Here is a 22461-nt window from a genome sequence, read left to right on the forward strand (position 1 = left end):
GTTTCAAACGTCAAATTCGAAAAATCCCCTAGATACATATACTTGCTAGTGGTCTTTTTGATTCCAACATTTGCTCAGCGCGTGAACCGAGGGATGCAAATGTTGGAATCAGACCACTAGTCTCTGGGCAGTTGCCGTGCGCCCCATTCGCTTTCGGGGATGGCGTGGCCGATGGCGTAGCTGAAGGACTGGATCGACATTGCCTCCGCATTGACCTGACATTTGAAATCCACGCCATACCATTGGGCGCGGCTGCGAAAGGCGCCGTTGCTGACCGTCAGGCCGCTGTTGGAAACCGAACCGCCCGCGCGCGCCAGCATGTCGGGAAAAGCGCCGGGCTGCTGGCGGCGGATCTGTTCAAGCGCCTCGATGCTGCAAATCTGGATAACGCGATCCGTCGGTGAGAGTTTGCCGAGCGCCTGTTTCACACGCGGGTCAGACAGGGCATCCTTGGAATAAAGCCTGCGCGCCTGTTTGAAGTTTTCAGCCTTTTGCTCCGAAACGGCCTTGGTGGCCGGCTTTGCCTGTTCCGGTTTGGGCTGCGGAATAGGCGGGTTCTGAATAGGAGGGGCTGCCGCCTCGTTCGCGTTCTCCGCAGTTGCGGATTGAGCCTGCAGCTCCGCCGCTTCCTGTTCTTTGTCCTGCGGCTGCTCGTTCTTGGTCTCGGTTGTCGGGGGCGCAGTTTCGTCGGGCTTTTCGCTTGTTTCTGGTGCGGCGGGCGGAACGTCAGGTTGCTCCGGCGCCTCATCCTTCGGATCGTTGGAAGTGGACTCAAAGGCAAGCTTCTGGGCCTGCGCCTGCTGTTGCGCAGGAGCGGGCTTTTCCTGGTCCTGTTTGGGCTTGTCCTCGGCGGGTGGCGGCGGGGGAACAAGCTCTACATTGACGCTCTGTTCCTGCGCGGTTGGCAATTCCGGCAGGCGGACGAGCAGAACAATGGCCAGCAACAGATGCAGGACGATCGAGCTTGGAATACCCCAGCCGATTTCTGCAAACATTTTTCTGGCCAATTGCTGCATCGCTCAAACGATCATGGATATCCAACTACACCGGCACTCTCACGTGCCGATGGTGATACCACATTGGAGCGCCAACAACAGGTGTCGGGCGGAACTATTCGTTCAGGACTGGATGGAGCGCATCATCGCCGAAGCTTATGCGGCCTCCAGTGCCTGCTCGCATCTAAGCAACATGCCGTAGAGATCGCGCGGTTCATCCGGGTCTGCCAGCATGTCGAGTTCGGCATAAAGGCCGGTCTCTTCCAGTTTGCTGAAGACATAGCGCAGGGCGGAAAAATCTTCGGTTGCAAAACCGACGCTGTCGAACAGCGTGATGGCGCGATCCGATGTTCTTCCCGGCAGTTTACCGGTGATCACTTCCCACAATTCCTTGACCGGATAATCTTCCGGCAATTGCTGGATTTCGCCCTCGATGCGGGTCTGTGGCGGATATTCGACAAAAATATCCGAGCGCAGGAGAATTTCCTTGTTCAGCTCGGTCTTGCCGGGGCAATCGCCGCCAACCGCATTGATATGCACGCCAGGTCCGACCATGTTGTCGCTCAAAATGGTAGCATATTGCTTGTCGGCGGTGACGGTGGTGATGATGTCCGCGCCCTCGACAGCCTCCTGCGACGATGCGCAGATGGTGACCGAAAATCCCTTATCGGCCAGATTGGCGGCGCAACGCTCGCTCGCCGAACGGTCGATATCGAACAGACGCAGCGTGTCGATGCCGAGCAGAGCCTTGAAGGCCAGTGCCTGAAATTCGCTCTGCGCTCCGTTGCCGATGATCGTCAGCGTTTTGGAATCGGGTCGCGCCAGATGTTTGGCGGCCACCGCCGACGTGGCGGCGGTGCGCAGCGCGGTCAGAATGGTCATCTCTGTCAGGAGCAGCGGATAGCCGCTGTCCACATCGGAGAGTACGCCGAAGGCCGCAACCGTCTGACGGCCCGTCCGGTTGTTTTTTGGGTGGCCATTGACATATTTAAAGCCATAAAGCGTGCCGTCGCTGGTTGGCATCAGTTCAATGACACCTTCCTGCGAATGGGAGGCGACGCGCGCCGTCTTGTCGAACTGTTCCCAGCGACGAAAATCTTCTTCGACAATTGCCGCCAGTTCCTTGAGGAAGGTTTCGACACCAACGGTCAGAACCAGCTTCATCATGTGATCGACGCTGACAAAGGGAACGATATTCAGCTTTTCATTGGTCATGGGAGTGAACCTTTATTCAATGGGCGGACGCGCCCGATCAGCGGGCGTTGTTTCCAGCCTTCGCCGCGAGGAATTTTTCAGCGATCATCGAAACGATCTGCGGCAGAACCTCGAAGGCGTAGGGCGCGTGGACGCGCTCCAGCTTCTGGTGGAATTCGCGACCCCATGGGCCGATATTGACCACTGGGAAACGTAGCGCGTTGGCGGCTGGATGATCGACGAGGCGCGACACCGGCGTGTTCTGGGACACTATATCCTGTCCAAGCGTTGCCTGACCGAGAAAGCTCATATCGGAAATGCCCTGGAAATGGGGCTTCCAGACCAGGCTCTGGTCGGGGAAGTCCGCAAAGACCTTGATCGTCTCGTCGATGGCCTCTCTGAAAAGGCGGTCATTGGTTTTGGTGTCGTCAAGATGGCTTGCCGGATAGTGCAGCCCGGCAAAGCCGACGACAATCGCCGGTCCGGCAAGGTGCGCAACACCCACCAGCCATTCGGTCAGCTGGCGGCTGACGGAAAGCGGATTGTCGATGCCGGAAAGGCGCTGTTCCTGTTCGTCATAGAGACGTTCGAAGTCGTCGCCTGCGATCTGTGCTGCCATGGCGCGCAGCTCTGTGAATGTCAAAAGCTTCGGCGCTGGGGGGGTTGCTCCGGCGCGCTTGCCGACCAGCTTGCCATAGGCTTCGGCCTGCGCGGTAAAGCGTGCAACCGCATCAACGGCGCCGGTGCGCACTTCATCCTGAAAGCGCTTGAAGAGCTCTTCCGCAGTCATGCCATGATAGAGCCAGTTGAGCGCGATCCAGAAACGTTCAGGCGTCGTGACTTCATAGCCTTCGCGCAAATCCTTTGCCTCAAGGCAGATGGGCGGCGGGGAAATATCGTTGTCGTCGCGGTCGGCCAGATCGGCATTGCCTTCGAAGCGCGTGAGAATACCAGCCGCCATGGCCTGTGCGCTGACGCCTTCATAAGGGTAGCTGGCGTGGGAGCTGCAACCGATGACAAGCGCGAAAGGCAGGAGCTTGCCGATGGTTCCGGCATAGACGGCGCGGCCTTCGCTGCCATCGCCCTGATCGGACGTTACATCAAGATTGATAGCCGACGAAATATCGAGATCGAAGTCCCGCGCAATATCCGGCAGCGCATTGCGCATCGACCGCATGCCCCGGCTTTCGCGCTCTTCATCCGGTGTTACGATCAAGACCAGATTGCCACTGCGGTCGGGATCGGCCGCAAAACGCTTAAGGCAGGCAATACCGGCGGCGATGCCGCTTTTCATGTCCAGAAGGCCACGGCCCGGCAGGAAGTCGCCGCTCAGAAGATCTTCCAAAGCGCGCTCTTCCTGGGCTGAGCGCGCGCGCTTGCCAAGGTCCTTGATCAGCGCGTCTTTCAGGTTGAGGCTGTCGCAGGAAAGCGATTTCAACTCGTGATAATTGTCGGTCGCGACCGTGTCGAAGTGACCGGCAAGCACCACCGTGTCACGGCCCTTGCCGCGCACCAGCGCCACCACATTATGGGTCAGCGGATCGCCATGGCTGGCAACCGTGCGGATATTGGCCGGGTTCTCCTGGAAATAAGGAATTTCCTTGAGCAATTCGACAAAGCGGCCAGAGAATTCCGCCTCACCGGGCGTACCCGTTTCGCTACGCCAGCTGACCATGCGAAGAGCCAGCTCTTCGACATGCTGCGCATCGATATGGTTGTGCGCCATCGTTACGGCGTTTTGCGCGCCGTTTGAAACATTCGCAGTCATTGAGTAGTCTCCGTAATTTAGAGCGCATCCCGAAAAGTGTGAAACGGTTTTCGGAAAAGATGCGCGTTAAAATAAAGAATTAGAGCGCCGATCTGATCCAATCAGATCGAAACGCGCTCTAGTGCGAAAGATGCTTTCGCAGGAAAGCGCGGGTCCGTTCCTCTTTCGGATTGGACAACATCTGGTCCGGCGGACCCTGCTCGACCACCACGCCGCCATCCATGAACATCACATGGTCGGATACTTCAGCGGCGAAGCGCATTTCGTGGGTCACGATCAGCATGGTCATGTGCTCTCTGGCGAGCTGCTTCATCACCTGATTAACCTCTTCCACCAGCTCGGGATCGAGCGCCGATGTGGCCTCGTCGAACAGCATCACCTTGGGCTGCATGGCGAGCGCGCGCGCAATCGCCACGCGCTGCTTCTGGCCGCCGGAAAGGCGCGCCGGATAGGCATTGCCCTTGTCCACCAGCCCGACCTTCGCCAACAGCGTGTTGGCGCGGTCCAGCGCTTCGGCGCGGGGCAGATGCTTGAGCCGCATCGGACCGATCATGATGTTCTGCAGCACGGTCAGGTGCGGAAACAGGTTAAACTGCTGGAACACCATGCCCATTTCCTGACGGATATGGTTGATGTGCTTTTCGAAGGCATGGCCCTTGAGCGGTTTGTTGACCTGATTGCCATCAAGCCAGATTTCTCCGCCCGAGGTTTCTTCCAGCATGTTGATGGAGCGCAGAAGCGTGCTTTTTCCCGACCCGCTGGGGCCGATGATGGATACGATCTTGCCGCGCGCAACCGTCAGGTCGATGCCCTTGAGAACCTCGTGGTCGCCATAGGATTTCCTGATCTGGCGCAATTCGATCATGGGTGTCTGTGTGTTCATCGGATAGCTTCCGCTTTCTTGGCCGCTTTGCTCAATGCCCATTCCATCAGAAGATTGACGGCATAATAGAGCACGGCGGCGACGAAATAGAATTCGAAGGGTCGATAGGTTTCGCTGATGGCGCGCTGTGCGTTCAGAACCAGTTCCGTGATGCCGAGGACGGACAGCACCGCTGTATCCTTGAGCAGGATGATGCTGTTATTGCCCACCTGCGGCAGCGCGGTCAGGATCGCCTGCGGAATGATGAAATAGCGCAGCGACATGCCCCGGCTGAAGCCCAGCGAACGGGCGGCTTCCATCTGCCCGGCATCCACGGCTTGCAGCGAAGCGCGGAAAATATCGGCGTTATAGGCGGCATAATGCATGCCAAGGCCGAACACGCCCGTCCAGAAGGCCGGAACCATGATGCCGATCTGCGACAGGCCATAATAGAGAAGATAGAGCTGGAGCAGCAGTGGCGTGCCCATGAAGAGGAACACGATGCCGCGCACCGGCAGGCTGACGATCTTGGGCGCGTGCAATGTCACCAGAGCGATGACGACGCCCAGCACCACGCTGATGACACCGGCCAGAACGGTGATCAGCACCGTCCAGAGCAGGCCGATGAAGAGCAGTTCCAGATAGGAGGGAACGACCGTGAAATCGAGGCTCATGCTTCGGCCCTCCGATCTCGGTTGAAGAAGGTTTCCATGCCGCGAACGATCATCGAAATGACGGCAATGATGACGATGTAGGCGATGCCCGCGATCGTGAAGACTTCGAAGGGCTTATAGGTCGAGGTCACGAAACGCTGCGCGGAATAGGTCAGTTCCACCACGCCGATTGTCGAAACAAGTGCTGTACTCTTGGTCAGGATGATCGTGTTGACGCCGAGCGAACGGATCATCAGGGGTGCTGCCTGCGGCAGAATGAAAAGCCGCATGGTGTTGAAGCGTCCAAAGCCGATGCTGCGGGCCGCTTCGTTCTGCCCCTTATCGACTGCCAAAATGGCGCCGCGTATGCCTTCCGACATATAGGCTCCGATGTTGAAGCCCATGGTGATCACGCCAGCCATAAACGGGCTGAATTCCAGACCGAACTGAGGGCCGCCGAAGAAGACCAGAAAAAGCTGCACCAGCAGCGGCGTGCCGCGCATGATGCTGACATAGCCCGTGGCGAACCAGCGGAACGGCTTGAAGCGCGAAAAGCGGGCAATAACCAGAACGGTTGCAACGACCAGACCGCTCAGAAGCGATACGACTGTCAGCTGGACGGTGACCCAGCCAGACTGAACAATGAAGGGAAAAATCCGCTCGATAAGTGCGATATCCATCCTTCAACCTTTCTTCCCCATCGGTGGCTCGTGGAGATGGGCCACCGAATGGCCGGAGGAACCGCGCCGCTGTTCGCCCAAAGGGTGGTGGGCAGAAAGCGAACAGTACCAGATTTGGGGGATCAATTTCGAAGATGGGTTGCTTGTCACAACCCATCTTCCGGAGAGGGAAGATTAGCGGATATCCGCGCCAATCCACTTTTCGGAAATGGCCTTGTAGGTGCCGTCGGCCATCATGTCGTCCAGAGCCTTCTGCATGGCGGCAGCCAGTTCCGGATTGTTCTTGCGTACGGCGATGCCGATGTCGTAGCGGGGCAGTTGGTCATCCTTGACCTGCTTGATCGGCGCATTGCTCTTGGTGATGGCAACCAGAACCGGTACGTCGTCGGCGACAACGGCATCGATACGGCCAGAGCCCAGATCAAGCAGCATTTCCGGCAGGCCCTTATAGGTGCGAACGTCGTATTTGCCCTGTTCGCGGACCCATTTTTCGGAGGTTTCGCCGAGCGTCACGCCGATGGTCTTGCCTTCAAATTCCTTGAGCGAGGTGGCAGCGTCGTCCTTGCGGACGAACAGCGCCAGACCCGAGCGATAGTAAGGGCCGACAAAGGCAATTGCCTTCTTGCGTTCTTCGGTGATGCCCATCGAACCGACAATGGTGTCGTAGCGACCGGTCACCAGACCAGCGATGATGCCGTCCCAGGCGGTCGTGACGATTTCTGGCTCGGCCTTCAGGCGGCGCGCGATTTCAGAGCCGATATCGACGTCGAAACCGACGACCTTGTTGGATTCATCCACAAAGCTGAAAGGAGGAAAAACGCCGGACAGGGCAATCGACATTTTGCCTGCCTTCTGGATCTTTTCCAGATCGTCGGCCTTGGCCGCGTTCATGGAAAAGGTGAGACCGAGCGCCAGAAGCGCCGTGGAGAAAAATTTCGCGGTATTCATGTAGGTCAGTTCCCCATTTGAAGCCCCGGACGCCGGGACCGTGAAATCGCCGTTTGCATGCGCTTGTTTTCGTGACCTTGTGACCGGTCCAAGCCGGGATTGGTCATGGGTTTCCATCGCGATCAACGTCTGGAAACCACCTGGGCAATCCCCTTGCAGAAAATGAATATCTGCAATCAGATTGACAAAAAAGAATATAAAGTGATTATTTTTATAAATTACTGCCGATATAGGTAGTCGCACTTACTAAAAAGAAAGAGGGGGTCATGGACGAGCTTGACAAGAGACTGATCACGGAATTGCGCATCAATGGACGCGCATCGGTGCCGCAACTGGCCGAGCTTCTTGGCGTGGCGCGCGCAACAGCCCAGAAGCGGCTCGACCGCATGGTGGCCAATGGCGACATCAAGGGCTTTACGGTCCGTGTGCGCGACGATATCGGCAAGGACCAGATCAGGGCTTTCATGCTGATCGAAATGTCAGGCTCTTCGCTCAAAGCCACGATCAGCGCCATCAAGCGCGTGCCGGGGCTGACGGGTCTGTTCAACACCAATGGCATGTGGGACGTGATTGCCGAGCTGGAAGTGGCGACGATTTCGGAACTCAACGAGGTGATCTCGACGATCCGCTCGCTTCAGGGCGTCAGCAAAAGCGAGACCAATATCATGCTTGGCCCCGCCTGACGCTGCGTGCTCATTCGCCGTCGAGCCGATCGGCGACCAGATCGGCATAGACCAGATAGCGAAGCGGTCCGGGCGTGATTGCATCGAAGGGATAGCATGTCGCAAGAACGAGGTGTTTTCCCGTGGCCTGCGGGTCGATGGGCGCTTCGTCCCAACGGGCCACAGCCATATGGGTCGTGCGATAGGTCACGATCTTTCCGTCACGGCGCGTGATGCGGATCAAATCGTTCGGCTCGACATTTTTCAGGAAAGCGAAATGGGTATCGCGATGGGCGGCATAGACCGCAGTGCCCTGATCTCCCGCTTCCGGCGTATTATCGAGATGTCCGGGCCCGAAGGCGAGCGCCTGACCGCTCGCGCCTTTCAGCGCAATCGCTGCGGTTTCCAGTCGCGGCACTTCGATGCGGGCCACCGGCCACGTGTCGGCCCAGCTCCACGGCTTGACAGGCGCCCCCGTCTCAACACTCTGCGTGAAAGCGCGCTCCAGCAGGATTTGTGCGGCAAAGGCCTTGGCGTGAATCCAGAAGCCCTGTCCGGCGAGGACCAGACCGCCTGTGATCAGAACGCAGGCGAGAAGTGTCGAGAGGGAGCGCGCAAGCGCGCGCCCCTTCAGGATGGTCTGACGATTACTCATGGCTGCCTGCCTTTTCACGACGCGTGAACCAGAAGAGAAGAGCGCCGATCAGCACGGCCAGCAAACCTTGCAGCATGAGAAGCGTTGCAGGTGTCGCCGTTTGCGGCAGGGCAAGGCTCGGAACGGGTAGGGTCGGAGCGATCTCCTCAGCTTTACTGTCGACACCACTCCAGTCGGCGTTTTCGCTGTCGGCGGGCTGTCCGGTATTCGCGTCGCGCGTGGCGCTGATGCCGAGCAATGTGCGATAGTCCCAGCCAGCGGGCAGATGCAGCGGAATATCGGCCTTGGTCAGCGGTATATTGGCGGCGCGTGATGGCGTGACATCCACGGCGATGAGACTGGTCAGGCGCGTCACCAGATGGTGATCGAGCGCAAGCCGCAGGATACGGGCGTCGGCGGCATCCTGATTGATCTCGCCAAGCGTGGCAGCGACTTCGGCATCGTCAATCTTGCGGCGCGCCCAGATTTTGGAAATGCCATTCGCGTGACTTGCCTGATCAAGCGGCAGTGTCACGGTCCAAGGGTGGTCACCGACCATGCCGCTGACGGTCAGTTCGCCGGTCGCCTTGCCCATGCGGGCCGCAATGACAAGCGGCTCGCCGCGATAAAGATCAGGCAGCAATGTCGGCGTGAGACTGACATTCTTTTCGGTAAATGCGGCGCGGATATCGGTCACGGCTGGGTTTTCCAGCTTGTCGAACAGGGCACGCATGCGCTCGTCGACTTCCGCGGCCGAACCGATATGGGTGAAGCTCCCGCGACCAAGCTCGGCGGCGCGGTTCGTCAGATAGCTGTTCGGGGCTGAACCAATGCCGACCATGAAGATGCGCGAGCGTCCGCGCCGGGCGGCGATTGTATCGAGTAGCTCCAATTCGTTGCTCACTTCGCCATCGGTCAGGAAAACGATCTGGCGCAAGCCCTTGCTCTGATGGCTGTCATCGAGGGCGGCGTGCAGCGGCGGCAGCATTTCCGTGCCGCCAGCGGCTTCAAGCTGGCCGACAAAGCTGCGCGCAGCGGCGACATTTTCGCCGGTTGCGGCTACGCTGTCCGGGAAAAATTTGGTCATTGTGTCATCGAAGCGGATGACGTTGAAATGGTCGTTCGGTTCCAGTCGCGACAGGGCATAATCGAGGCTGGCTTTTGCTTGCACCATGGAGGTGCCGCCCATTGAACCGGAATTGTCGATCACGAAGACAATCTCGCGACCGGTCTTCCTGGCCGGCGCCAGAACCGGCGGCGTGACATAGGCAAGCACAAAGTCTTCCTTGCCGACCCGTTCGCGAAACAGACCGACAGTTGGCGTGTTGCTCGCCGCAGCGCTCCATTCAAGCACGAAGTCGCGGTCGGCAATTGCGTCGCCTTGCAGTGTGATCTGGCGCGCGTCGCCATTCAGCCGGTCGATCTTGACGGGATGGTAGAGGCTTTTCAGTCCATCGACCGAGAACCCCGCATCCAGCTTGATTGCAAGCGTGACCGGGTTGGTCCGTGCACTGTCCGGTCCGATCAGTGCCGTATCGATCGGTGCAGCCTGAGTGTTCTGTGTCGTGCTGGCGGCGGATTGTCCCCAGCCACCATTCAGCTTGGCGCGCTGGTCGATTGCGGCCTTGTCCTGCGGATTATAGCGCGGGGCAACGACCAGCGGCACGCGCAGCGAAAAGCGATTATCGGCCAGACGCACTGCCTGCTGATATTCGATCTGTACAACGACCTTCTCATGCGGACCGATATTGGCGACGGCATTGGTGAAGACATTGAACCGCTGCTGTTCCACGAGTGCGGTTTTTTTGCCTTCGCTGCGGGCCTTCTCATAAATGGCGCGTGCGGCCTGCTTTCCCTTGATATCGGCCACGACGACGCGATTGCCGATGATCAGCTTCAGCGAATGAACGGCGCTGTCTTCAGGCAACGGAAACACATAGAGCGCCTCGACCCAGCCATCGGTGGGGTTTTCGAAAGCCTGTGTGAGACGCGCCCGCGCTGTCGGTCCGCTGACAGTGATATCCACATCGGTGGCGAGCCGCGGGGCCTCGACATATTGCCCGGCCTGTTCGGTCTGCATCAGCAGGCTGCCTGATTCCATTTCATTGGGCGATACGAAAGCGGAGGTTTCCGCGCGCGCCTGCAAGGGGTGAAGCAGGGCAAGGATCACGCCGAGCGCGGGAAGCAAAATTGCATTCCCGAACCAGAGAAACTGGCAGAACCGGACGAGAAAATTTCTCCGGTTCCTTTGATGTGAAACAGTGATTGCGGTGTGCATGACAGGCTCCCTTTCCGTAATGGATGAACTGGAGCGATTGTCTGAAACGCGCTGTTGCCTCGCCAGCGTCAGCTTTGACCTCTTTCGTCCGCATCTTGCCGCAAAGCGTCTTGCCGCTGGCGGATATGTGTGGAATTGTGAAAGAAAGTACGCAATCAGGACATTGGCGCATGGTCCACGGGGACCCTTATCTGTCGGAAAATCAAAGCAGTAGCGTTGCGGCCCGGGTTCGCGAGGAAATCGCGCGGCGGCGTATTTCGCGCCAGCGACTCGCGGACGACGCGCGGATCAGCCTTTCAACGCTAGAAAAGGCGCTATCGGGGCATCGTCCTTTCACGCTCGCCACCATCATCCGGCTGGAACAGGCAATGGGTGTGGCCCTGCGCGAACCGGGCGCGGCGCAGGCGCCCAAGGCAGGCGACACCATCGAGCGCCCTGTTGCGAACGGCACAGGCAGCGGCCATGCGCCGGAGGAGCTGGGCGCCTATTCGCGGCCCGCCGTTGCGTGGCTGGAGGGAACCTATCTGACCCTGCGTCCGTCCTTTGGCGATGCGGATGCGATCTTCGCCTATTGCACGGAAATCGTCTGGGATGACGAGGGAACGCGGCTACGGTTCCGGGAACGGGAGCGCACCGATGCGTCATTCTCCCAGCATGGCTCGGTATCCGTGCCGCATCGGTCGGGGCATATCTATCTTGTCACCAACACATCCGGGCAATATCGGATGGTGGTTCTGTCGCGACCCAGCATTACGGGCGAGATGTTCGGCCTGCTGACGACCTTGCGGGCGGGGCAGGGCGCGCAGCTGACGCCGGTTTCGACGCCGCTGGTGCTTTTGCCGCTATCTGCCTTTGAGGAACCGTCCTTTGGGCGTATCGCCAGGGGCGGCGATCACTACGGCGCTTATTCGGCCCTGTTGGGCAAGGTGCTGGATGAGAATTATGCAGCCTTCATCGGCTGACACTCTATTCGCTTGAACGCCCTTCCGTCTTGTGCCAGCATTCAGGCGGAGGAGGATGGTCATGGTGTCGACACTGTCGCACATCAAGGAGATAGAGCGCGTCGCCATGGGCGGGGCCTCGGATCGTGATCGCCCTGTCATTCAATCCTGGTTGCGCTGCCTCAATGATTATCGGCTTAATCCTGCCCAGACGCAGGAAGCCTATATCGTGCCCGACACATTGCTGCGGGAACATCGCGAACAGTCGGAAGAACTCATCCGCATCGGGCGTACCGGCCTCGAAGCGCTTTTCAGACAAGTCGCCGATCAAAGCTACGTCCTGCTGCTGTCGGATGCGCGCGGCGTTACAGTCGAGTTCATGGGCGACCCCACTTTCGACAATCAGCTGCGCAAGGCGGGGCTTTATCTCGGATCGGAATGGTCGGAAGACAGGGCGGGAACCTGCGCCGTCGGGGCCTGCATGGTTTCAGGCAAGCCCGTCATCATCCATCAGGACGATCATTTCGACGCCTGCCATATCGGCCTGACCTGCACGGCGGCGCCCATTTTCGATACGTTCGGCGATCTGTCGGCGGTGCTCGATATTTCGCAATTGCGCTCGCCGACCGCGAAGGCCAGCCAGCAGCTGGCGCTGCATCTGGTGGCTTCGACCGCGCGGCGGATCGAGCTTGCCAATCTGATGACCAGGGCGCGCGAGGACTGGGTTTTGCGTCTGGCGCGCTTGCCGGATTTTCTCGATGTCGATCCCGATGCCGCGATGACGATTGATGGCAATGGCGTTATCACCGGCATGACACATGGCGGTTTCGGCGCTGTTGCGCGCGGCATGAATCTGAGCACGGTCTCGACGAAGGACTTCATCGGGAAACCCATCTCCAGCGTCTTCGATATCGATATCGATCAGCTTCCGGCCCTGATGCGCGGACGCCCCAATGGCGAGCGTCTGCTCCGGGCGCGCAACGGTCTGGCGCTGTTTGCAAGCGCCATTGCGCCGGTCAGCAGTTTCCGTGCGCCTGCGACCAGCAGCATATCGGTGCGGCTGCCTGCGGCGCTACGCCAGTTGAGTTTCGGCGACCCGGCCATGGAGGCGCTGCAGGCCCGCGCCGCCAAACTGGCGGATCGCCGTCTGCCGATCCTCATCAAAGGCGAAACCGGCAGCGGCAAGGAATATCTGGCGCGCGCCATCCATGATAGCACCGCCAAGCCCGGTCCGTTTATCGCGGTCAATTGCGCGGCAATACCCGAACAGCTGATCGAATCCGAATTGTTCGGCTATGTCCCCGGCGCTTTCACCGGCGCAATGCAGAAGGGGAAGACCGGGCTTATCGAAGCGGCCAATGGTGGCACGCTGTTTCTGGACGAGATTGGCGACATGCCACTCGCTCTTCAAAGCCGGTTGCTGCGGGTTCTTTCGGAAAACGAAATTCAGCCAGTCGGCGCGCTGAAACCGAAGCCGGTCAGGTTCCGGCTTTTGTCGGCATCGCATCGCGATCTGGCTGCGCTTGCTGCCGAAGGCCGTTTTCGCGAAGATTTGCTCTATCGGCTCAATGCCGCGACGCTGACCCTGCCATCGCTGCGACAGAGACAGGATTTCGACAGCCTCGTTGATCACCTTCTGCGCCGTATCGGCGAAGAAGAGGGCGAGACAATCACGCTTGACCGCGCTGCGCGAAAGGCGCTTGCAGCCTATGGCTGGCCGGGCAATCTGCGCGAGCTGGACAATACGTTGCGTGTTGCAGCGGCGGTTGCAACAGACGCCACAATCACCACCGATTGCCTGCCCGAACATTTCCAGACTGTGACCGCGGCGGACAATGACCGTTCCGATCAGCAGGTTTTGCGCCGTCAACTTGACGAGTGCGGCAACAATATTTCCGCGCTGGCCCGAAAACTGGGCGTCAATCGTTCCACGATCCACCGCCGCTTGAAGCCCACACATTAATGCTGCAACAGGTGCAACACCTGTTGCACGATAGCTGTTGCATCATTTGCGGCTGCAATTCTTCTTCTCAATAAAATAATGCAAAAACAATAGCTTGGCGATTGCAAGCCATCTGGCACGCCGTTTGCTCATCCTTCGCTGACGGGCCTTGGGAGAAGTCCGCTATCCACATCCACGGGAGGAAATTGCAATGCTTGAGAAAACACCGACAGTCCGCGTACAGGCCTTTCTCGACAAGTTCGGCGCAGCACTGGAAGGCGGGCGGATCGATGAAGCGGTTTCGATGTTTGCCGATGATTGCTACTGGCGCGATCTGGTTGCCTTCACTTGGAACATCAAGACCGTGGAGGGGCATGATCAGGTGCGCGACATGCTGCAATCCCAATTGCAGCTGGTGAAGCCAACCAAATGGCTCGTGGCCTCTGGTGAAACAGCGACGGAATCCGATGGCGTCACCGAAAGCTGGATATCCTTCGAGACGGAAGTTGCGCGCGGCTACGGTCTCATTCGCCTGAAGGGTGGCAAGATATGGACCCTTCTCACCGTCATGTCGGAATTGAAGGGGCATGAGGAAAAATCAGGCTTCACCCGTCCGCTGGGCGCGAAGCATGGTCACGACCTTGGCGCCAAGACATGGAAGGAAGAACGCGAGGAGGAAGCCCGCACGCTCGGCTATGAAAAACAGCCCTATGTGCTGGTGATCGGCGGCGGACAGGGCGGTATTGCGCTCGGCGCGCGCCTGCGCCAGCTCGACGTGCCGACGATCATCGTCGAACGCAACGAACGACCGGGCGATTCATGGCGCAAGCGCTACAAGTCGCTTTGCCTGCATGATCCGGTCTGGTACGACCATCTGCCCTATATCGACTTTCCGAAAAACTGGCCGGTTTTTGCGCCCAAGGACAAGATTGGCGACTGGCTGGAATTCTACACCAAGGTGATGGAGCTGAATTACTGGACGCGCTCCACCGTCAAGTCCGCGAAATGGAACCAAGACAAGAAGGAATGGTCGGTCGTGGTGGACCGCGACGGCGAGGAAGTCATCCTGCGTCCAAAGCAACTGGTTTTTGCAACCGGCATGTCGGGCAAGGCGAATATTCCAAACGTCAAGGGACAGGATCGCTTCAAGGGCGAACAGCAGCATTCATCCCGCCATCCCGGGCCGGATGGTTACAAAGGCAAGAAGGTCGTCGTCATCGGGTCGAACAATTCGGCGCATGATATTTGCGCAGCCCTTTGCGAGGCGGGTGTCGATGTCACCATGGTGCAGCGGTCATCGACACATATTGTGCGCTCGGAGCCGCTGATGAAACACGGGCTCGGCGCGCTTTATTCGGAAGAGGCGGTGCAAAATGGCGTCACGACGGCCAAGGCCGATCTGATCTTCGCCTCGCTGCCTTATCGTATCATGCATGAGTTTCAAAAGCCCATCTATGACAAGATCCGCGAGATCGATGCTGATTTCTATGCCGCGCTTGAAAAAGTCGGCTTCCAGCTTGATTTCGGCTCGGACGGTTCGGGCTTGTTCCTCAAATATCTGCGGCGCGGCTCCGGCTATTATATCGATATCGGCGCTTCGCAGCTCATCATCGACGGCAAGATCAAGCTCGCTTCAGGGCAGATAGAGGAGATTACCGAAAACTCCGTGCGGCTTTCCAATGGAACCGAACTGCCTGCCGATCTGATCGTCTATGCGACGGGCTACGGTTCGATGAACGGCTGGGTCGCGGATATCATCGATCAGGAAACGGCGGACAAGGTCGGCAAGGTCTGGGGTCTCGGGTCGGAAACGCCGAAGGACCCCGGCCCGTGGGAAGGCGAACAGCGCAATATGTGGAAGCCGACGCAGCAGGAGGCGCTGTGGTTCCACGGCGGCAACCTGCATCAGTCGCGGCATTATTCGCAATATTTGTCGCTGCAGCTGAAAGCCCGCATGGAGGGCATCGATACGCCGGTCTATGAACTGCAGACCGTGCATCATTTGCGATAAAGCGATTGCGGTTTTCACGGATTAAAAAATTGGCCGGGGTTTGTGCCCCGGCCAATCCGTTTGTGTGATGCCTGCCTAAAAATTAAGCGGCAAGCGCTTCGTCTTCCGAAGTCGGAACTTCAGAAATGGTCTTCAGCACCTGGGAGGCAATCTGGTATGGGCAGCCCTGCGAGTTCGGGCGGCGATCTTCGAGGTAGCCTTTATAGCCGTTCTTGACGAAGGAATGCGGCACGCGGATCGAAGCGCCACGGTCGGCAACGCCGTAGGAGAACTTGTCCAGCGGAGCCGTTTCATGCTTGCCCGTCAGTCGCAGATGGTTGTCGGGTCCGTAGACGTCGATATGTTCCTGCAGGTTCTTGTCGAACTGGGCCATCAGGGCTTCGAAATAATCCTTGCCGCCAACTTCGCGCATGAACTTGGTCGAGAAGTTGCAATGCATGCCCGAGCCGTTCCAGTCGGTGTCGCCCAACGGCTTGCAATGGAATTCGATGTCGATTTCATACTGTTCGCAAAGGCGAAGCAGGAGATAGCGTGCCATCCAGATCTGGTCTGCTGCGGTCTTGGAACCCTTGCCGAAAATCTGGAATTCCCACTGGCCCTTGGCCACTTCGGCATTGATGCCTTCGTGGTTGATGCCGGCGGCCAGGCAGAGGTCAAGATGTTCCTCGACGATCTTGCGGGCGACCGGGCCGACATTGCTGGAACCAACGCCGCAGTAATATGGGCCCTGCGGTGCGGGGAAACCATGCTCAGGGAAGCCGAGCGGACGACCGTTCTGATAGAAGAAATATTCCTGTTCGAAGCCAAACCATGCGTCGTCGTCGTCAAGAACGGTTGCGCGGTTGTTCGATGGGTGCGGCGTGACGCCATCCGGCATCATGACTTCGCACATGACAAGAGCGCCGTTCGTGCGGGCCGGATCGGGATAGACCGCGACCGGCTTCAAAACGCAATCGGAGCTGCGGCCTTCGGCCTGCATCGTCGACGAACCGTCGAAACCCCAGAGCGGCAGTTGCTCGAGCGTCGGGAACGCATCGAATTCCTTCACCTGTGTCTTGCCACGCAGGTTGGGTGTCGGAGTGTAACCGTCAAGCCAAATGTACTCGAGCTTATACTTTGTCATCGCCTAGTCTCTTTTATGACGGGTATTGAACCAACGCAGTAGGGCAGCCAACCGTCAATATGCTCTTCCCTGCTTATGTAAAATAAGAAAGCAAGTGTCATGCCAGTTTCGTAAAATGTATGTTTTCTGGCCGCGCCTTTGGCCTAAGGCCTTGAAAAGATAAAATTTATTAAATGGTCAAAATTTGAGGCAGGATTCCGCGAAACGAAGCAAGGTCGTCAGGCGGGCAGTAACTTAACCGGCGCTGAAAACGATTTTGATTATAAAATAGGCATTCGTCTAAATAATCGCCATTTGTCGTTGCACGCACAGCGCATAAAAAAGGCGAAGCCGACACTTCGCCCTTTGTTTCACGCATCATACGGAGACGGTCGCGACCGATCACAGCGTGTTCTTCTGCATGCGGCCATCCTTCATGATGACCGCCAGACTTTCGGCAGGCTTTTCCAGCGCGTGGATATCTTCAAGCGGGTTGGTGTTCACAACAAGCAGATCCGCTAGCGCGTCCTTTTCAATCACACCCAGCTTGCCCGGATAAGGATTACGCAGGTTGGAAAGGGTCAGAAGTTCCGCATTGCCGGACGTCGCCATGCGCAGCGCCTCGGCGTTCGAATACCACTGGCTGAGATGGGTGAGCATGAAGCTCTGCCGCGGAGCCAGTTGGGGTGAAAACAGAATATCTGAACCCCATGCGGTCTTGACCCCGTGCTTGCGGATCAGTTCATACATACGGGGCGTTGCGGCGAACAATTGCTGGGCTCTTTCAGCAGAAGGGCCGGTCAGTGTGCCGGTATCGTCCATGCTGAGAAAGGGCTGCGTGCTGAGCCAGACATTCTTGTCGACAAACATTCGCGCGGTTTCATCGTCCATCAAATGCGCATGTTCAATACAGCCTACACCGACATTCAGCGAGCGCTGCACGGTGTGCGGTGCATAGGCATGCACCGTCATATAGGTGTTCCAGTCACGCGCCACGTCATTGGCGGCGCGTATCTCGTTTTCGTCGAAAGTGGACATATCGAGTGGGCTGCGCGGGGTTGAAACACCGCCGCCACCGACCAGCTTCACCTGCGACGCGCCTTGCATCAACTGCTCACGGACCCGCATCTTGAGGCTGCCCGCATCGTCCACGATGGCCGCGCCGCCGATCTTTTCGCCGAGGCTAAGCTCGTTGCCGCCACGCGGAACCTCGAAAGGCATTCTAAGGTCGCCGTGTCCGCCCGTCGTGGTGATCATCGCGCCGGATGGGTAAATACGCGGCCCCGGAATAATGCCGTTATCAATCGCCTGTTTGAAAGTGAACACCGGCCCGCCCATGTCGCGAACCGTCGTAAAGCCACGCTCCAGCGTGCGCTCAGCCTCCGCCGTCGATGAGGCGAATATGCCCGCAGGATCGCCGGTCAACAGCACATTCAAAGGCACGGCAGCATATAAAGTGTGCCAGTGCGCGTCGATCAGACCGGGCATCAGAACGCGACCGCCGCAATTAACCACCGTGGCGCCTTCGGGCGGCGCGCTGTTTGTCGTGTCCACGGCGACGATCTTGTTGCCTTCGACGAGAATCTGGACATCGGCGCGCAGGCTGTCCGACTTGCCGTCAAACAGGCTGACCTGCCGGAACAAGGTCCTGGCTGATGGACCGGTCGTCTGGGCGTGGAGTTTCTTCGGGGTGGCCGCCGCGATGGCGGTTGCTCCCAGCCCGGCAAGGAAGGAGCGGCGTGAAAAACTGTCCAACCGGCGGGAAACCTGTTGCAAGGCCGGGCTGAAACAGGAGCAGCCGGAGCCATGGACGAAGGATTGATATTTTTGTCCCAGCCGAAACATAACGGTTCCTCCTCTGTTACCGGAATGGTAATTTACAATAGAATTGAACGCTATGCGGATGCTGGAAATTCTATGAAAATAAGTATTGTAGAGTCAATACTTATGAATATTCCTGCATTTTATTCTTGTAATCGCGTCAATGCAAATTTGCGTCTGTTTCCGTTAGAAGTGGCTCGTCATTCGACATCAGCGCGGCGATCCACGCAGCAGAAGGGGCTGCTGCGCAATAGACGATGACGGCGATCAGGATCGGAACGCCGATGAACGCGCCAGCAATGCCCCACATGAAACTCCAAAAGAACACCGCGAATATGACCGCGAAGGGCGAGATCGACAGCGATGCACCGGCCAGCCGGGGTTCAAGATAACTGCCGATCACGAACTGGATGACATTGAGGCTGAGAAACACCACCAGGGCAAATTGCCAGGAGTCGAACTGGACGATGGCGAACAGTGTTGGCAAGGTCGTCGCAAAGAGCGGCCCCAGCACCGGAATATAGTTGAAGGAAAAGGCGATTGCGCCCCAGGCGGTCGCCAGTTCCAGACCTGCACCCAGCGCAAACAACCAGACAATCAGGCCAGTGAGAACGCTGGCAAATGTGCGCACCAGCATATAGCGCCGCAGCTTGGCGCCGATGATGCGGTTGCAGAGCAGGATGGTCTTGCCATAGGGCTGGGCGCGGGGGGAGGTGAGGCGCTTGTTGAAGTCGTCCACTTCCAAAAGGCCCAGCATGAGGAAGATGAAGACGAGAAGCAGGAAGCCGGCAAAGCTGTTCAGCCGTCCCGCCATGCCCTGCATGAAACGAACCGCCCACAGAACATCGAAACGGTCAGCCAATGGCCCGACGAGCGCAATGCCATGCTCCTCAAGCCAGCCGGTCCAGCTGAGATAAATGGCCTGCAAGCGATCAGCATTGATGAAGAACCATTGTCCGAGTTTGCTGACGCCCCAGACCAGCGATGATCCGACGACGATCATCACGGCCATGGAGACCACCAGCGTTATCAGCAGGGCAAGGCCGCGCGGCATATAGCGCTGCAGAACAGACTGGCACGGCCAGACCATGGCGATGATGAACAGCGAAAAGACGAGCGGCGCGAAAACCGACTGCGCCACATACATCAGGGCAAGGACCAGTATGGCTGGTACGATGGCACCGAACGTCCGCGTGCCTCCCGTCATTCGCACGAAACCTCGCCTAGTAGTCCACGGCGTCGCGAATGATGGGGCAGGTCATGCAATGGCCGCCGCCACGACCGCGCCCAAGTTCCGCGCCAGTGATGGTGATGACTTCAATGCCCTGTTTGCGCAGCAGCGTGTTGGCATAGGTGTTGCGGTCATAGGCAAAGACGACGCCGGGCGAGGCGCAGACAAGGTTTGCGCCGCTATCCCATTGGGTGCGTTCACGCATGTAATCATTGCCGCCGGTTTCGACGACGCGCATCTTCTTCAGGCCCAGCGCATCGCGCACCGTATCGACGAAGCTGCCCTTGTCCTTGTGCAGTTCGACGCCACCCTTGCCATCAGGCCGATAGGAAAAGGCATCGATCCCATCGACGATATCCGGATAAATCAGCACGCAATCGCGGTCGGCGAAGGTGAAAACCGTATCGAGATGCATGGCAGCGCGCAGTTTTGGCATAGCGGCGACGATGACACGTTCGGCTCCACCCTTGGCGAACAGGGCTTGCGCGACCTGACTGATCGCCTGCCTGGAGGTGCGCTCGCTCATGCCGATCAGCACATTGCCCTTGCCGATGGGCATCACATCGCCCCCTTCCAGGGTGGCGAGGCCCCAATCCTTTGTCGGGTCGCCCCACCAGACATTGACCTTGCCCGCAAAGTCGGGATGGAACTTGTAGATCGAAGACGTCAGGATCGTTTCTTCATGGCGCGCTGGCCAATAGAGCGAGTTCAGCGTCACGCCGCCATAAATCCAGCAGGTGGTGTCGCGGGTATAGAGAGTATTGGGCAGCGGCGGCAGCAGATATTCATTGGCCCCGGCGGCATCGCGGATCAGCGCCAGTTGTTCGCCGCCGATATCCTCCGGAAATTCCGTCGTGGACAGGCCGCCGATCAGCGTTTCAGCAAGCTCGCGGTTTGACAGGCCTTCGAGATAGGAACGCACTTCATCGATCAGCCCAAGCCCGATCTGGTTGGGCACGATCTGATGATCGAGAATCCAAGCCTTGGCTTCCGGCACAGCCAGCGTCTCGGCGAGGAGATTATGCATTTCCAGAACTTCGATGCCGCGGTCGCGCATCTTGGTCATGAAGTCGAAATGGTCGCGCTTGGCGTTATCGACCCACATGACATCATCGAACAACAGGTCGTCGCAATTGCTGGGCGTCAGGCGCTGGTGCGCGCGTCCCGGTGCGCAGACAAGCACCTTGCGCAATTGACCGACTTCAGAATGTACACCAAGCGGAGTGTCGTTTGTCATGGTGCTTGAACCTCCCTACGCGTGATTATTCGCCGAACATTCAATGGGTGATGAGGCCGGTCAGCAGACCGTAGAAACCGATCAAACCGGCAATCACGGTGATGGCAAAGATGACCAGTTCCACCGTGGTGAAGAGCTGCACCTTCTGTTCCCGCCTTGCCCAGAAATAAAGGATCGTGCCGGGCACGAAGAGCACGGCCACCAGCAGCACATATTTCAGCCCGGCGGCGATGAACATGAAGATGGTGTAGATGGCGGCAATCCAGGCAAAAACCTGATCTCGCCCGCGTCCGCGCGCATCGGCCTCATAACCTTCGCCGCGACGGGTCACCAAAATGCCGTAGCCCGCCACAAGCAGATAAGGCAAAAGCGACGTCACGCTCGTCATGTCGAGCATGAAGTTGAAGGCGTCCCGTGACCAGTAGGTCGAGATGACGAACAGCGAGACGACGATATTGGTCAGCCACAACGCATTGGCTGGAACCCGGTTGTTGTTTTGCGCCGCGAACAGTTTCGGCATGTCGTCCGATTTTGCGGCGGCAAACAAAACTTCGGCGCAGATCAGCGACCATGCAAGATAGGCGCCGAGAACGGAAACCAGCACGCCGATGGAAATGAACACCGCGCCCCAATGGCCAGCCACCACTTCGAGGACGCTGGCGAGCGAGGGTTGCTGAACGGCAGCGATTGCCGATTGCGGCATCACGGCATAGGGCAGCAGCGTGACTGCAACCATCAGGCCCAGCACGCCGACAAAGCCGAGAATGGTTGCGGTGCCCACATCGGAGCGCTTCTTGGCGAAGCGGGAATAAACGCTGGCGCCTTCGATGCCGATAAACACGAAGACCGTGATCAGCATCGTGTCTCGCACCTGCGCGATCAGCGGCTTGGCAGGCATGTCCGGGCCGCCGAAGAAGTTTTCGGCAAACTGATCGTAATTGAATGCGAAGATCAAAATGAGAATGAAGACGATGATCGGCACGATCTTGGCCACGGTGACGATCGTGTTGATGAAAGTCGCCTGTTCCACACCACGCAGGATCATCATGTGAAACGACCAGATACCGATCAGCGAGACGACGATGGCGGGCACGCTGCTGCCGTCGCCGAAGATATCGGGAAAGAAGCGTCCGAGCGTGGAGCCGATCAGCACCCAGTAAAACACGTTGCCGAGGCAACTGCCGAGCCAATAGCCGAAAGCCGATAGGAACGCCATATAGTTTCCGAAACCGGCTTTGGCATAGGCAAAGACGCCGGAGTCGATATCGGGTTTCTTCTCGGCCAGCACCTGAAAGACGCGCGCCAGCATATACATGCCGGTGCCAGCGATCAGCCAGGCGATGATTGCCCCAAAGGGACCTGTGGCCGCGCCAAAACGACCGGGCAGGTTGAAGATACCTGCGCCGACCATCGATCCCACAACCATGGCGGTGAGCGCGAGAAGCGGAAGTTTCTGATTGTCGCCTGATGCCATAGTCCCCTCTCATTACAAAACGAATAAG

General features: G+C 58.2%; 18 protein-coding genes. 4 read left to right on the forward strand and 14 right to left on the reverse strand.

The window, feature by feature from the left end:
- Positions 1-116: 116 nt before the first annotated feature.
- The 7 genes from FIC94_RS09215 to FIC94_RS09245 form a co-directional block, all read right to left on the reverse strand.
- A complete protein-coding gene (locus FIC94_RS09215; RefSeq protein WP_235891978.1) occupies positions 117-995 on the reverse strand; it encodes a DUF930 domain-containing protein in 879 nt (292 codons plus the stop codon).
- Positions 996-1151: 156 nt separating this feature from the next.
- Positions 1152-2210, reverse strand: a complete 1059-nt coding sequence (gene ocd / locus FIC94_RS09220) for an ornithine cyclodeaminase (protein ID WP_140024657.1) — start codon at positions 2208-2210, stop codon at positions 1152-1154.
- A gap of 37 nt (positions 2211-2247) precedes the next feature.
- Complete coding sequence (locus tag FIC94_RS09225; RefSeq protein ID WP_140024658.1) at positions 2248-3957, reverse strand: M20/M25/M40 family metallo-hydrolase; 1710 nt, start codon at positions 3955-3957, stop codon at positions 2248-2250.
- A 118-nt stretch (positions 3958-4075) separates the two neighbouring features.
- The gene (locus tag FIC94_RS09230; RefSeq protein WP_140024659.1) at positions 4076-4840 is read right to left on the reverse strand and encodes an amino acid ABC transporter ATP-binding protein; all 765 of its coding nucleotides are present in this window, start codon (positions 4838-4840) and stop codon (positions 4076-4078) included.
- Positions 4837-5493 carry an amino acid ABC transporter permease gene (locus FIC94_RS09235; protein WP_140024660.1) on the reverse strand — a complete coding sequence of 219 codons (657 nt, stop codon included), beginning with the start codon at positions 5491-5493 and terminating at the stop codon, positions 4837-4839. Before FIC94_RS09235 ends, FIC94_RS09230 begins: the two co-directional genes overlap by 4 nt.
- On the reverse strand, positions 5490-6152 hold the full coding sequence (locus FIC94_RS09240; protein WP_140024661.1) for an amino acid ABC transporter permease: 663 nt from the start codon (positions 6150-6152) through the stop codon (positions 5490-5492). Before FIC94_RS09240 ends, FIC94_RS09235 begins: the two co-directional genes overlap by 4 nt.
- 174 nt (positions 6153-6326) lie before the next feature.
- Positions 6327-7100: a transporter substrate-binding domain-containing protein gene (locus FIC94_RS09245; RefSeq protein ID WP_109366873.1), complete on the reverse strand. Its 774-nt coding sequence runs from the start codon at positions 7098-7100 to the stop codon at positions 6327-6329.
- 266 nt (positions 7101-7366) lie between these two features.
- On the opposite strand from FIC94_RS09245, the gene FIC94_RS09250 reads away from it, so the two are divergent.
- Positions 7367-7783, forward strand: coding sequence for an Lrp/AsnC family transcriptional regulator (locus FIC94_RS09250; RefSeq protein WP_109366874.1), 417 nt, complete (start codon positions 7367-7369; stop codon positions 7781-7783).
- Between the two features lie 10 nt (positions 7784-7793).
- On the opposite strand, the gene FIC94_RS09255 is transcribed toward FIC94_RS09250, so the two are convergent.
- Entirely contained in the window at positions 7794-8417 is a 624-nt protein-coding gene (locus tag FIC94_RS09255; RefSeq protein ID WP_109366875.1) for a class GN sortase, read from the reverse strand.
- Entirely contained in the window at positions 8410-10584 is a 2175-nt protein-coding gene (locus FIC94_RS09260; protein ID WP_235891979.1) for a marine proteobacterial sortase target protein, read from the reverse strand. The genes FIC94_RS09255 and FIC94_RS09260 overlap by 8 nt, the downstream gene beginning before the upstream one ends.
- Positions 10585-10844: 260 nt before the next feature.
- On the opposite strand from FIC94_RS09260, the gene FIC94_RS09265 reads away from it, so the two are divergent.
- The 3 genes from FIC94_RS09265 to FIC94_RS09275 all read left to right on the forward strand — a co-directional run bounded on the left by FIC94_RS09265 (position 10845) and on the right by FIC94_RS09275 (position 15568).
- On the forward strand, positions 10845-11636 hold the full coding sequence (locus FIC94_RS09265) for a helix-turn-helix domain-containing protein (RefSeq protein WP_140024663.1): 792 nt from the start codon (positions 10845-10847) through the stop codon (positions 11634-11636).
- A gap of 61 nt (positions 11637-11697) precedes the next feature.
- Positions 11698-13578: a sigma-54-dependent Fis family transcriptional regulator gene (locus tag FIC94_RS09270; RefSeq protein ID WP_140024664.1), complete on the forward strand. Its 1881-nt coding sequence runs from the start codon at positions 11698-11700 to the stop codon at positions 13576-13578.
- 190 nt (positions 13579-13768) lie between these two features.
- Positions 13769-15568, forward strand: a complete 1800-nt coding sequence (locus tag FIC94_RS09275) for an NAD(P)/FAD-dependent oxidoreductase (RefSeq protein WP_140024665.1) — start codon at positions 13769-13771, stop codon at positions 15566-15568.
- A gap of 82 nt (positions 15569-15650) precedes the next feature.
- On the opposite strand, the gene FIC94_RS09280 is transcribed toward FIC94_RS09275, so the two are convergent.
- The 5 genes from FIC94_RS09280 to FIC94_RS09300 all read right to left on the reverse strand — a co-directional run bounded on the left by FIC94_RS09280 (position 15651) and on the right by FIC94_RS09300 (position 22433).
- Positions 15651-16691: a glutamine synthetase beta-grasp domain-containing protein gene (locus FIC94_RS09280; RefSeq protein ID WP_140024666.1), complete on the reverse strand. Its 1041-nt coding sequence runs from the start codon at positions 16689-16691 to the stop codon at positions 15651-15653.
- A gap of 381 nt (positions 16692-17072) precedes the next feature.
- A complete protein-coding gene (locus tag FIC94_RS09285) occupies positions 17073-18515 on the reverse strand; it encodes a metal-dependent hydrolase family protein (protein ID WP_140024667.1) in 1443 nt (480 codons plus the stop codon).
- 136 nt (positions 18516-18651) lie between these two features.
- Positions 18652-19698 carry an AI-2E family transporter gene (locus tag FIC94_RS09290; protein WP_140024758.1) on the reverse strand — a complete coding sequence of 349 codons (1047 nt, stop codon included), beginning with the start codon at positions 19696-19698 and terminating at the stop codon, positions 18652-18654.
- Positions 19699-19714: 16 nt separating this feature from the next.
- Positions 19715-20959: an arginine deiminase gene (arcA, locus tag FIC94_RS09295; RefSeq protein WP_109366884.1), complete on the reverse strand. Its 1245-nt coding sequence runs from the start codon at positions 20957-20959 to the stop codon at positions 19715-19717.
- 40 nt (positions 20960-20999) lie between these two features.
- The gene (locus FIC94_RS09300; protein WP_140024668.1) at positions 21000-22433 is read right to left on the reverse strand and encodes a basic amino acid/polyamine antiporter; all 1434 of its coding nucleotides are present in this window, start codon (positions 22431-22433) and stop codon (positions 21000-21002) included.
- Positions 22434-22461 lie beyond the last annotated feature (28 nt).

It is taken from the genome of Ochrobactrum teleogrylli (assembly GCF_006376685.1).
Taxonomy (GTDB): Bacteria; Pseudomonadota; Alphaproteobacteria; order Rhizobiales; family Rhizobiaceae; genus Brucella; species Brucella teleogrylli.